Raw genomic sequence first — 12,215 nt, 5'->3', positions numbered from 1 at the left:
TCCGAAATGAGGAGCTGTTATGCCCGACGTCGTATTCAAGGTTGACCAGACCAAGTCGATGCGTGAGCAGGATGTACCCGGACACAACAGGTGGCACCCGGACATCCCCACCGTCGCCATGGTGAAGCCGGGCGCGGAGTTCCGTGTGGAGTGTCGCGACTGGACCGACTGCCAGATCGGCAACAACGACTCCGCCAACGACGTGCGCGACATCGACCTGACCATCCCTCACATGCTGAGCGGCCCGATAGGCGTCGAGGGCGCCGAACCCGGTGACCTGCTCGTCGTCGACATACTCGATCTCGGCCCCGTGCCGCAGCAGACGGGTGACGCGGCGGGCCAGAACTGGGGCTACACCGGCATCTTCGCCAAGGCCAACGGCGGCGGCTTCCTGACCGACTACTTCCCGGACGCCTACAAGGCGGTATGGGACTTCCACGGCCAGCAGGCCGTCTCCCGGCACCTGCCGGGGGTCCGCTTCACCGGCATCACCCACCCCGGGCTGTTCGGCACGGCACCGTCGACCGAGATGCTCGCCAGCTGGAACGCCCGCGAGAAGGCGCTGATCGACACCGACCCCAACCGGGTCCCGCCGCTCGCCGTACCCCCGGACGCCAACAACGCACTCGCCGGCAAGGCCACCGGTGACCTCGCCGCGCGCATCGGCGCGGAGGGCGCACGCACGGTGCCGGCCCGCGAGAACGGAGGCAATCACGACATCAAGAACTTCACGCGCGGTTCGAGGGTCTTCTACCCCGTACACGTCAAGGACGCCAAGCTCTCCGGCGGCGACCTGCACTTCAGCCAGGGCGACGGGGAGATCACGTTCTGCGGAGCCATCGAGATGGGCGGCTTCATCGACTTCCACGTCGACCTGATCAAGGGCGGCATGGAGACGTACGGCATCTCCACCAACCCCGTGTTCATACCGGGGAACGTCGAGCCGCGGTACACGGAGTTCCTCACCTTCATCGGGATCTCCGTCGACCACGACACGGACACGAACTACTACCTCGACGCGACGCTGGCCTACCGCCGGGCCTGCCTCAACGCCGTCGAGTACCTCAAGAAGTTCGGCTACAGCGGAGAGCAGGCCTACCTGCTCATCGGTTCCGCGCCCATCGAGGGACGCATCAGCGGCATCGTGGACATCCCCAATGCCTGCTGCTCGCTGTACGTACCCAGCGCCATATTCGATTTCGACGTCCGGCCCTCCGCCCGAGGCCCGATGAAGGCCGACCGCGGGATGTGCGCGGTGAGCACCGCCTGACCGGATCCGCACGAGCGCGGCCCCGCAGCCGGAAGGCTGCGGGGCCGCGGGGCGTCGTGGCGGCGCCACGGGAGGTGCACCGAGAACGGTGCACACCCGCCGTACGAAAGGGATGTGCCGACCGTTCCACCGATTCGGCGCGCCGCGCGCCGCAGGGGAGGAAGTGCCCGGAACCGGACTTGAACCGGTACGCCCGCAAGGGGCAGCGAGGTTTAAGCTCGCCGTGTCTGCATTCCACCATCCGGGCAGGTCATGGGCTCCGCATCGAGGTCCCGAGCCTATCGGGACAGCTCCCCCGAACAGCGGAAGGGCGGACCGATGTTGTCTTATTTTATTGACGTCTGAGGGTGCATCAGCACGGGGAACACGCCGTCCGCACTTGCCACCAGCCTTCCGTGCGACGATCGCCCGCGTATGCGGAATGACGGAATTTCACCGCCCGAACGAGGGGGATCCACCTGTTCTCGACAGGGACCGGCGAGGTGCTCGCCGTGATCGGCCCGTCGGGGTCACCCGTCATCCCTGCGCGGAGGTGCTGGGCTTCCTGCGCAACTCCGTACGGGAACCGGGCCAGACCGTGGTGATGGTGACCCACGACCCGGTTGCGGCGGCGTACGCGGACCGGGTCGTGTTCCTGGCGGACGGGCGGATCGTGGACGAGGTGCACGGGCCGACCGCGGGCTCCGTGCTCGACCGCATGAAGCAGTTCGACGCCAAGGGCCGCACCAGCTGACGCCCGCTCACCCTCCCACTGCGAACTGAGACTTCCCATGTTCCGTACCGCCTTGCGCAACGTCTTCGCGCACAAGGCCCGGCTCCTGATGACCGTGCTCGCCGTGATGCTCGGCGCGGCCTTCGTGTCCGGGACGCTGGTCTTCACCAACACCATTTCGGACGCGTACCGGAAGAGCTCCGCCATGGGATTCGACGCGGTCGACGTCGCCGTCACGGCCGAGGGCCGGGAGGACACCGGTGACACGACCGGCCGGACCCCGGAGCTGACCGACGGCCTTCTCGACGAGGCGTCCCGCGTGCCGGGCGCCGCCTCCGCCCTCGGGGTCGTCAGCGGCTTCACCGCCATCGCCGACAAGGACGGCAAGCTCATCGGCGGCGGCTTCCGGTCGCAGGGCGGCAACTACTGGGGCGACGACGACCCCCGCTACCCGCTCGTCGACGGCCGCGTCCCGAGCGGCGGGGGCGAGGTCCTCATCGACTCCGGGACCGCCGAGCGCGCCGGCTGACGTTCGCAGGAGATCGGCATGCTCCGCGCGATCGGCCTGGACCGCCGGGGCGTCAAGCGGATGGTCCGCCTGGAGTCGCTGGTGATCTCCCTGTTCGGCGGGGTGCTCGGCATCGGCTTGGGCGTGTTCTTCGGCTGGGCCGCCGGTGAGCTGCTGGGCACGCGGATGGCCACCTACGAGCTGGTCCTGCCGTGGGCCCGGATGGCCGTCTTCCTGCTGCTCGCGGCCTCGGTCGGGGTGCTGGCGGCGCTGTGGCCGGCCCGCCGCGCGGGCCGTCTGAACATGCTCGCGGCCATCAAGTCGCAGTAGGCGGGCCCGGACCGGCCGCGCGGCCGGAACGGGCGTACGACCGCAGGGGCCCCGTTCCTCCCGGAGGAGCGGGGCCCCTCGGCGTTCAGGTGTTCCAGGTACGGGTGCGCAGCGGCAGCCCGGAGGCGCCGGACTCGGGGGTCCTGACCGCCAGCACCTGATTGACGCCGATCCGGTTGCGCTCGAAGGCCAGCGCGGACGCCGCCATGTACAGGCGCCAGACACGGGCCCGGCCGGGGCCGGCCAGCCTGGCCGCCCGCGCCCCGTCGGCCTCCAGGTTGGCCACCCAGCGGCGCAGGGTCAGGGCGTAGTGCTCGCGGATCGGCTCGACGTCGCGCACTTCGAAGCCGGCCCGCTCCAGCTGCGTGACGGTGGTGCCCAGGGGCGCGAGCTCACCGTCCGGGAACACATAGGCGTCGATGAACTCGTCCACGGCGTAGGTGGACTCGTCGCGCTGCGGGCGGCGGGCGATCTGGTGGTTGAGCAGCCGGCCGCCCGGTGCGAGGAGACGGTGCAGATCCTGCGCGTACTCCAGGTAGCGTGCGGCGCCCACGTGCTCCGCCATGCCGACGGAGGAGATCGCGTCGTACGGTCCGTCCCGGACGTCGCGGTAGTCCTGCACCCGGATCTCGACCTTGTCGGTGAGCCCCTCGCCGGCGACGCGCTTGCGGGCGTAGGCCGCCTGCTCCTGCGACAGCGTGATGCCGACGACACGCGCACCGTGCTCGCGGGCGGCGTGGATCGCCAGGGAGCCCCAGCCGCAGCCGACGTCGAGCAGACGCTGCCCCGGCCGCAGGGCGAGCTTGCGGCAGATCAGCTCCAGCTTGTCGCGCTGGGCGTCCTCCAGGGTGCCGCCGACGCTCTCCGGGGCCGTCCAGTAGGCGCACGAGTACACCATCGACGGGCCCAGCACGATCTCGTAGAAGTCGTTGCCGACGTCGTAGTGGTGGCTGATGGCGCGCCGGTCGCTGCGCCGGGTGTGCAGATGGCGGCGTCTGCGGATCTCCTCGCGGGGCGGGGTGGGCGGCAACCCGGGGCCGGCGAGGCGGAACAGCCCGCGGACGGCGGCGCGCACGTCGCTCTCCCGCAGTGCCTGCCCGAGACCGCGGGCGTCCTCGCCGCGTTCCCAGATCAGCCCGGAGACCAGGCCGAGGACGGCGTACAGATCACCGTCGATGTCGAGGTCCCCCGCGACCCAGGCGCGGGCGAGACCCAGTTCGCCGGGTTTCCACAGCAGCCGGCGCAGAGCCCGTCGGTTCCTCACGACGAGAACCGGCGCGCCCGGCGGGCCCGCCTCCGATCCGTCCCAGGCGCGGATGCGCACCGGGAGCGGATGGCCCAGCACCTGTTCGAGCAGCCCCTTCAGCCGCGGCGCGGCGTCGGTCATGGCGCACCTCCGTGACGGTGATCCCACACCACGTAAACACCTGCGGGGCCCGGCCGCAGTCCCCCACGCGCGTCACGGCTGGGCAAAACCCTCACCCGGACGCGCGGAAGCCACGGGAACACCGTCCGTCCGGGAACGCCGAAGGGGCCGCCCGCACCACGGATGGCGGACGGCCCCTTCGGGCTGGACTGACGACCGGGGTCAGGAGGCCTTGGCGCGTTCCTCGGTCTTCGCGGCGGCGGCGGGCACCGGCGCGGGCTTGGCGGCCTCGTAGAACTCCTCGCGCGGGGACTCCAGCGCGCCGAGCGCCACGACCTCACGCTTGAGGAACATGCCGAGGGTCCAGTCGGCGAAGACGCGGATCTTGCGGTTCCAGGTCGGCATGGCCATACCGTGGTAGCCCCGGTGCATGTACCAGGCCAGACGGCCACGCAGCGCGATCTTCATCTTGCCCATGACGATCATCGCGACGCCCTTGTGGAGGCCGAGCCCGGCCACCGCGCCCTTGTTGGCGTGCGAGTAGTCCTTCTGCGGGAAGCCCCGCATACCGGAGATCACGTTGTCGCCGAGCACCTTCGCCTGCCGCAGCGCGTGCTGGGCGTTCGGCGGGCACCAGGCGTTCTCGTTGCCGGCCTTGCGGCCCACCAGGTCGGGGACCTGGGCGTTGTCGCCGGCGGCCCAGATGTAGTCGGTGCCCTGGACCTGGAGGGTCGGGGCGCAGTCGACGTGGCCGCGCGGACCGAGCGGCAGACCGTAGCGGGCGAGGGCCGGGTTGGGCTTGACGCCCGCGGTCCACACGATGGTGTTGGAGTCGACCTCCAGGCCGTTCTTCAGCACCACGTGGCCGTCGACGCAGGAGTCCATCGAGGTGGAGAGGTAGACCTCGACCCCGCGGCCCTCCAGGTGCTCCTTGCCGTACTGGCCGAGCTTGGGGCCGACCTCGGGAAGGATCTTGTCGGCGGCGTCGACGAGGATGAACCGCATGTCCTCGCGGGAGACGTTGTTGTAGTACTTCGCCGCGTCGCGGGCCATGTCCTCGACCTCGCCGATGGTCTCCGCGCCCGCGAAGCCGCCACCGATGAAGACGAAGGTGAGCGCCTTGCGGCGGATCTCCTCGTCGGTCGTGGAGTCGGCCTTGTCGAGCTGCTCCAGGACGTGGTTGCGCAGGCCGATGGCCTCCTCGATGCCCTTCATGCCGATGCCCTGCTCGGCGAGGCCGGGGATCGGGAAGGTGCGGGAGACGGCGCCGAGCGCGATCACGAGGTAGTCGAACGGGAGCTCGTACGCCTCGCCGACCAGCGGGGCGATCGTGGCGATCTTGCGGTCCTGGTCGATGGTGGTGACCCGGCCGGTGAGCACCTCCGCCTTGGGCAGCACGCGTCGCAGCGGGACGACGACATGGCGCGGGGAGATGTTGCCGGCGGCGGTTTCGGGGAGGAAGGGCTGGTAGGTCATGTACGACCGGGGGTCGACGACCGTGACGGTCGCCTCGCCGTAGCGCATCTTCTTCAGAATGCGCCGAGCTGCGTACAGGCCTACGTACCCACCGCCTACTACGAGGATCCTGGGACGCTCCGTGGTGCTCATGGCATCGAGTATCCACCCGTCCAGGGGAGGGAGTTCGTGCGCCCCTTCACAAGCTTCCCCAGGGGCTCTGCTACACTGCGCCGCCCACGTGACCGAGGTCATGCCGACGAGCGGGAACCGCCGGGCAGGGCGGACCGTTGTCAAGGCCGCGTGAGCTGCCCCTCCGGGCCGCCGAAGGGGGTGTACCAGTCTCCGGGACGGCCCCTCCCGAAACCCTGCGAGCGCCCCCGCCGAGCGGGTCGACGGCCCTGCTGGACCCCCGATCGGCCGTATGCCGACCGCCCGGCACCCCCTCAGGGCCGAATTCCTTGTGAAGAACTTCACGAACTTTTCCGAGGGGGTGTCGCCGAGGGGCCCGAAGGGGCCCCGCGAAGGCGCTCATGCGGTGTCCGAGCCGCTCACCCGAGGCCGCGGGCAGGCGGTTCCAGCGGGCTACGCCACCGACCACGCGATGCCGTCGAGGATGTCGTGCTCGCTGACGACGACCTCCTCCGCGCCGATCCGTTCCATGATCGCGAGGAGGACGAGGGCGCCCGCGGCGATCACGTCGACCCGTCCGGGATGCATCGAGGGAACGGCCGCGCGCTCGGCGTGGCTGGAGCGCAGCAGCCACTCGGTGATCTCCCTGACCCGGTCGTGGGAGACACGCGAGTGGTGGATCGCCGCCGAGTCGTACTCCGGGAGGTCCTGCGCGATGGCGGACACCGTGGTGACCGAACCGGCCAGCCCGACCAGTGTGCGCGCCTCGCGCAGCGGGACCTTCTCCTCGGCGAGGTCGAGCGCGGCCTCGATGTCGGCCCGCATCGCCGCGATCTGCTCCTCGGTCGGCGGGTCCGACACGACGCCCTCGCGCACCAGGTGACGCTCGGTCATCCGCACGCAGCCGACGTCGACGGAGCGGGCCGCCCGGACGTGGTCGTCGCCCACGACGAACTCGGTCGAGCCGCCGCCGATGTCCACCACCAGGTAGGGCCGGTGCAGGTCGGTGCGCCCGGTCAGCTCCTTGGTCGCGCCGGTGAAGGAGAACTCGGCCTCCTGGTCACCGGAGATGACCTCGGGCTCGACACCGAGGATGTCCACCACCCCGCGGACGAACTCGTCCCGGTTCTCCGCGTCGCGGGACGCGGAGGTGGCGACGAACCGGAGGCGTTCGGCGCCGTGCTCCTTGATGATCGCGGCGTACTCGCGGCAGGCCGCGAAGGTCCGCTCCAGCGCCTCGGGGGCGAGCCGGCCGGTGCGGTCGACACCCTGCCCGAGCCGCACGATGGTCATACGGCGGTCCAGGTCCACCAGCTCACCGGTCACCGGGTCCGCGTCGGCGACCAGCAGCCGGATGGAGTTCGTACCGCAGTCGACGGCGGCGACCCGGGTCACTGCGCGGCCTCCTCGGTGCTCGTCACGCAGGCGCCCTTGCGCCACCACTCCGGCAGCATCGCCAGCGCCTCGTCGCCCAGCGGGTTCACACCCGGTCCCGCGGCCAGCGAGTGGGCCACCAGGACGTGCAGGCACTTGACCCGGTCCGGCATGCCGCCGGCGCTCGGAAAGCCCGTCAGCTCCTCGATCTCGTCGCGGCGCCGGACGTAGTCCTCGTGCGCGGCCCGGTAGGCGGCGGCGAGTTCGGGGTCCGACGCCAGCCTGGCCGTCATCTCCTTCATCACGCCGTTCGCCTCCAGCGTGCCGATCGCCGACGCCGCCTTGGGGCAGGTCAGGTAGTACAGCGTCGGGAAGGGCGTGCCGTCGGGCAGCCGCGGGGCCGTCTCCACGACGTCCGGCTGCCCGCAGGGGCACCGGTGCGCGATGGCGCGCAGCCCGCGCGGTGGCCGTCCGAGCTGCTGCCGGAATGCCTCGACGTCCGCGTCGGTGGGCTCGGTGCGCGGGGTGGGCGGCGGGGGCGTTTCCATGTCTGCTGCGAATGTCTTTCTGTCTGTGTCACTGGTCGGAGGCGTCGGACTTGTCGACCCCGTCCCAGAGGTTCGCGTACCAGGGACGGTCGGCCGTCCCCGAGTGGGAGCGCGACTGCCTGGCCGCGTCCGGGTCGACCACCACGTAACCGGACTCGCCCGGCATCACGTAGTGCAGCCGCTGCCGGATCTGCTGCTCCGCGTACGCGTCGTCCTGCCAGCGTGCCTTGAGGTCGCGCAGTTCCTCGACCTGCTGCCGGGCCTCCTCCTGCTCCTGGCGCAGGTCGGCGATCTCGGCGCGCTGGGCGACGTACTGCCGTATCGGATAGGCGAGCGCGACGACCAGCGAGCAGACGACGAGCGCCAGCAGCGCGGCGCGGCCGGTCAGCCGGGAGCGGCGGGCCTGGCGCCGGGTCTGCGAGCGGTAGACGCGGGCCGCGGTCTGCTCGCCGAGCAGTCGCAGTCTGGTCGCGGTGGAGAACCGGTCCCGGTCCTTCACGGCCATCTCCCGCCTCCCGTTCACACGCGCGTACGTCCCCGCACACGGTACGGGACCGAGTACGGGGACGTACGGACGACGGGCTGGGCCTTACGAAGGCTCAACCTTGCAGCGCGCGCTCAGCCCTTGAAGCGGGGGAAGGCGCTGCGGCCGGCGTACACCGCGGCGTCGTCGAGGATCTCCTCGATGCGCAGCAGCTGGTTGTACTTGGCGACACGCTCGGAGCGGGCCGGGGCGCCGGTCTTGATCTGACCGCAGTTGGTGGCGACGGCCAGGTCGGCGATGGTGACGTCCTCGGTCTCGCCGGACCGGTGCGACATCATGCACTTGAAGCCGTTGCGCTGGGCCAGCTCGACGGCGTCCAGGGTCTCGGTGAGCGAGCCGATCTGGTTGACCTTGACCAGCAGGGCGTTGGCGGCGCCGTCCTCGATGCCGCGGGCCAGGCGCTCCGGGTTGGTGACGAACAGGTCGTCGCCGACCAGCTGGACCTTGTCGCCGAGCTTGTCGGTGATGACCTTCCAGCCGGCCCAGTCGTCCTCGAACAGCGGGTCCTCGATGGAGACGAGCGGGTAGGCCGCCACGAGCTCCTCGTAGTACTCCGTCATCTCGGCGGCGGAGCGCTCCTTGCCCTCGAAGAGGTACTTGCCGTCCTTGTAGAACTCGGAGGCGGCGACGTCGAGCGCGAGGGCGATCTGCTCGCCGGGGATGTAACCGGCCTGCTTGATCGCCTCGAGGATGAGGTCCAGGGCGTCGCGGTTGGAGCCGAGGTTCGGGGCGAAGCCGCCCTCGTCGCCGAGGCCGGTGGACAGGCCCTTGGTCTTCAGCACCTTCTTGAGGGTGTGGTAGACCTCGGTGCCCCAGCGCAGGGCCTCGGAGAAGGACTCCGCGCCGATCGGGGCGATCATGAACTCCTGGATGTCCACGTTGGAGTCGGCGTGCGAGCCGCCGTTCAGGATGTTCATCATCGGCACCGGCAGCAGGTGCGCGTTCGGGCCGCCCAGGTAGCGGAAGAGAGGCAGGTCCGACGCCTCGGAGGCGGCGTGGGCGACCGCGAGGGAGACACCGAGGATGGCGTTGGCGCCGAGCGAGCCCTTGTTGTCGGTGGCGTCCAGGTCGAACATCGCCTGGTCGATCAGGCGCTGCTCGGTGGCGTCGTAGCCGACCAGCTCGGGGCCGATCTGCTCGATGACGGCCAGGACGGCCTTCTCGACACCCTTGCCCTGGTAGCGGTTGGGGTCGCCGTCGCGGAGCTCGATGGCCTCGAAGGCACCGGTGGAGGCGCCGGACGGAACGGCGGCACGACCCGTGCTGCCGTCGTCGAGGCCGACCTCGACCTCGACCGTGGGGTTGCCTCGGGAGTCCAGGATTTCCCGGGCTACGACGACGTCGATGGACGGCACGAGCATCTCCTTCGTGGATGTGACGCGATTGAGCAGGGCCGCAGCGGCTCTGCGAGATGAGCCTAACCGGCTCCGTGGGATCGGCCAGCCGGTCGCCCATCCCGTGGACGGAACCGAGAGTAAATTGTTTCCGAACGGAACAAAGACGGTTCCGGAAAAGTCACGGCCAGGACGGTGACGCCGAGGGGACGGCGGCGGCCGACGCGAGGCCCGGCACGAGCGGGGCGCGCGGGGCGACGGCGGCCGGGCGGGGACGGGAGCGGCGACGGCGCGGCGACGACTCGGGCCGGCTGCCGGGCGGGGCCGGCGGCCGGTGGAGAGCGGGGTACAAAAGCCCCGCCCCGGTGCGTACGGGGGAAAACGCACCGGAGCGGGGGGCCCGGGACAGCCCGTGGGGGCGGACCGTCCCGTGGACGGAGAGGCCTCGGCCGCGTTCCTTACTTCAGGTGCAGCTGCTGGCCCGGGTAGATGAGGTCGGCGTCCTCGACGATGTCCTTGTTCAGCTCGAACAGCTTCTCCCAGCCGCCCTCGACGCCGCGCTCCGCGGCGATCGTGCTGAGCGTGTCGCCGGCGACGACCTTGTACTCTCCGTCGCCCTTGACGACCTTCTCGCCGGTCGGGGTGGTGACGGTCTTCGGCGCGGCGGGGCGCCCCTGCGAGCGGGAGGCCGGCTGCTGCTCGGCGGCGCGGGTCTCGGCTGCGCTCGGCGCGGGGGCCGGGGCAGCCGAGCCGCCGTTGTACGGGGCGTTCGACAGGCCGGTGCCGCAGTGCGGCCAGGCACCCTTGCCCTGGCCGGCGAGCACCTTCTCGGCGGTCGCTATCTGCTGTTCCTTGGTGGCCCGGTCGGCGGAGGCGGCGTACTGGGTGCCGCCGTACGCGGCCCAGGTGGAGGCGGAGAACTGCAGGCCGCCGTAGTAGCCGTTGCCGGTGTTGATGGACCAGTTGCCGCCGGACTCGCACTGGGCGACGGCGTCCCACTCGGACGCGGTGGCGGCGGAGGCGTTGCCGGCCGCCATCAGCGGGGCGGCGACGGCGGCGGAGGCCACGCCGGCGATGGCGATGGCGCGGGTGGCCTTGAACGGACGACGGTGCTTGCCCTTGCCGGAGAACAGCATGGATGGATCCCCTCACCGACGCCTGCGAGGTGAGCTGTCGGGTTCGGGCCGGTTGAGTTGCCCGGCCACGCCTCTGTGGGAGGCATGGCTTCACCCCGAGTCGTGCCGGCTCAACTGCCCGGCACGGCGCTTACCTTGGGTCCCCCGCTCCTGCCTACGGCGCATGACGCGACGACTGTTCCCGGGCTGCCACTGGCAGGACTCGGCGTTGCGGCAGCCGGGGCTCGTGTTGGCGAGCGGTCCTGACCGTAGACACGCGATCGGCGGAATTTCAAAGACGATCAGGGCCTCTGAGACTCATCCCACACTTTCACCAAAACGGACATTACGTGTGAAGTGCGGCGTGAACTCCCTCTGCTTTTCGCCCGTTTCGCCCCCGACATCCAGCGTCCGACCGGGAGTGATGCGGTCGGGGTCGATACCGACCGCATCCGTGTCGCGCAGTGGGGCGCGGGTCATCCGGCCTGGCCGTCAAGGGAGTCGACGAGGTTCCACAGGCCGCTCCCCTCCTGCACGACCGAGGTCTTGTCGCCCGCGATACCGCCCGCGGCAGCGCCGCGGGAGGCGTGGCGACCGGAGGACCCGGACGAGCCCGCACCGTCGGTGCTCTCGTCGGCACGGTCCCCGCGGTGCTTGCCGCCACCCTCGGAGCCGACGCCGATCAGGCCGGAAAGACCACCGCTTGACGGAGTTTCGTCCGAATTGTCGTCCGTCGAGGGAGTACCGGATCCCTGCGGATCGGTGGGGCTCGCGGACCCGTCGGTCGGGTCCGACGAGGCGCCGGAGGACGGCGAGGCCGAAGGACTGGAGGACGATTCGTCCGTTTCCGGGCTTTCATCCGATTCGGGCGATGCGGAGGGCTTGGGGGACCCGGTGGACCGCGGAGACTCCGACGACTTTCCGGATCCGGACGATTCACCCGATCCTGACCCGCCGGAGGAACCGGAAGAACCAGACGAGTTGGACAATCCCAGAGACCTCAGCGAATCGGACAGGTCGCCCGAATCGCCCGACACCGGGGTCGACGACTTGTCACCGGCCACACCCGTGTCGATCCGCGCCGACTCGGAGTCCGCCTCGAGCCCGGCCAGCGTGCCGCAGGTCCCCCACGCCTCGGCGCCCCGGTCCGCGAGGACCCGCTCGGCGACGGCTATCTGCTGCGATCTGCTGGCCTGGTCGGCGCTGGTCGCGTAGGTGAGACCGCCGTAGCGCTCCCAGTCCTTCTGGGACAGCTGGAGCCCGCCGTAGCGGCCGTTGCCCTCGTCGGCGCTCCAGGAGCCGTCGCTCTCGCAGTCGGCGACCTTGTCCCAGGTCGTTCCGGTGGCGGCGCTGGCGCCGGTGGCGGCCAGAAGCGGGATGGCGATGGCGGAGCCGGTCACGCCGGCCGCGACGACGAACGCCGGAGCCTGACGGGGGCGACGGTGACGTCCGTTCCCGGAGAGCATGCGGAAACCTTTCGCGAGACAGCGGTGACCGGCGCGGCGGGTGATGCACCGCGTCGCGCGC

9 protein-coding genes, 1 tRNA gene, 3 pseudogenes and 1 riboswitch are annotated in these 12,215 nt (G+C 70.7%); of the genes and pseudogenes, 4 read left to right on the top strand and 9 right to left on the bottom strand.

Translation table 11 applies throughout. The features are described 5' to 3' along the window. The first annotated feature begins 19 nt into the window (after window positions 1–19). Complete coding sequence (gene fmdA / locus DN051_RS23155) at window positions 20–1,270, top strand: formamidase (protein ID WP_053760296.1); 1,251 nt, start codon at window positions 20–22, stop codon at window positions 1,268–1,270. A 164-nt stretch (window positions 1,271–1,434) separates the two neighbouring features. Here the strand turns inward: fmdA and DN051_RS23150 are convergent. Further along, window positions 1,435–1,517 (bottom strand) — tRNA-Leu (locus tag DN051_RS23150). Window positions 1,518–1,793: 276 nt separating this feature from the next. Between DN051_RS23150 and DN051_RS23145 the strand changes: the two are divergent. The 3 pseudogenes from DN051_RS23145 to DN051_RS23135 all read left to right on the top strand — a co-directional run. After that, window positions 1,794–2,003: pseudogene (locus tag DN051_RS23145) on the top strand (ABC transporter ATP-binding protein); the annotation flags it as partial. 37 nt (window positions 2,004–2,040) lie between these two features. After that, a pseudogene (locus tag DN051_RS23140) lies at window positions 2,041–2,508 on the top strand (ABC transporter permease); the annotation flags it as partial. A gap of 3 nt (window positions 2,509–2,511) precedes the next feature. Beyond that, window positions 2,512–2,820: pseudogene (locus DN051_RS23135) on the top strand (FtsX-like permease family protein); the annotation flags it as partial. A gap of 85 nt (window positions 2,821–2,905) precedes the next feature. Here DN051_RS23135 and DN051_RS23130 read toward each other — a convergent pair. The 8 genes from DN051_RS23130 to DN051_RS23095 all read right to left on the bottom strand — a co-directional run bounded on the left by DN051_RS23130 (window position 2,906) and on the right by DN051_RS23095 (window position 12,154). Then, window positions 2,906–4,207, bottom strand: coding sequence for a class I SAM-dependent methyltransferase (locus tag DN051_RS23130; protein ID WP_112439419.1), 1,302 nt, complete (start codon window positions 4,205–4,207; stop codon window positions 2,906–2,908). 201 nt (window positions 4,208–4,408) lie between these two features. After that, window positions 4,409–5,794, bottom strand: coding sequence for an NAD(P)/FAD-dependent oxidoreductase (locus DN051_RS23125; protein WP_079001146.1), 1,386 nt, complete (start codon window positions 5,792–5,794; stop codon window positions 4,409–4,411). A 432-nt stretch (window positions 5,795–6,226) separates the two neighbouring features. After that, window positions 6,227–7,168, bottom strand: a complete 942-nt coding sequence (locus DN051_RS23120; RefSeq protein WP_053760290.1) for a Ppx/GppA phosphatase family protein — start codon at window positions 7,166–7,168, stop codon at window positions 6,227–6,229. Next, window positions 7,165–7,695, bottom strand: a complete 531-nt coding sequence (locus DN051_RS23115) for a DUF501 domain-containing protein (protein WP_053760289.1) — start codon at window positions 7,693–7,695, stop codon at window positions 7,165–7,167. Before DN051_RS23115 ends, DN051_RS23120 begins: the two co-directional genes overlap by 4 nt. Before the next feature lie 28 nt (window positions 7,696–7,723). Continuing rightward, on the bottom strand, window positions 7,724–8,200 hold the full coding sequence (locus tag DN051_RS23110; RefSeq protein WP_053760288.1) for an FtsB family cell division protein: 477 nt from the start codon (window positions 8,198–8,200) through the stop codon (window positions 7,724–7,726). A 113-nt stretch (window positions 8,201–8,313) separates the two neighbouring features. Then, entirely contained in the window at window positions 8,314–9,600 is a 1,287-nt protein-coding gene (gene eno, locus DN051_RS23105; RefSeq protein WP_112439418.1) for a phosphopyruvate hydratase, read from the bottom strand. Between the two features lie 431 nt (window positions 9,601–10,031). Then, the gene (locus DN051_RS23100) at window positions 10,032–10,709 is read right to left on the bottom strand and encodes a LysM peptidoglycan-binding domain-containing protein (protein WP_112439417.1); all 678 of its coding nucleotides are present in this window, start codon (window positions 10,707–10,709) and stop codon (window positions 10,032–10,034) included. A gap of 4 nt (window positions 10,710–10,713) precedes the next feature. Further along, window positions 10,714–10,881: riboswitch (cyclic di-AMP (ydaO/yuaA leader) on the bottom strand. A 283-nt stretch (window positions 10,882–11,164) separates the two neighbouring features. Continuing rightward, window positions 11,165–12,154, bottom strand: coding sequence for a transglycosylase family protein (locus tag DN051_RS23095; RefSeq protein WP_342781459.1), 990 nt, complete (start codon window positions 12,152–12,154; stop codon window positions 11,165–11,167). Between the last annotated feature and the right edge of the window lie 61 nt (window positions 12,155–12,215).

Origin of the sequence: Streptomyces cadmiisoli (assembly GCF_003261055.1) — a bacterium.
GTDB lineage: Bacteria > Actinomycetota > Actinomycetes > Streptomycetales > Streptomycetaceae > Streptomyces > Streptomyces cadmiisoli.
The sequence above is the reverse complement of the archived record's forward strand: the minus strand, read 5'-3'. Positions and strand labels throughout refer to the sequence as shown.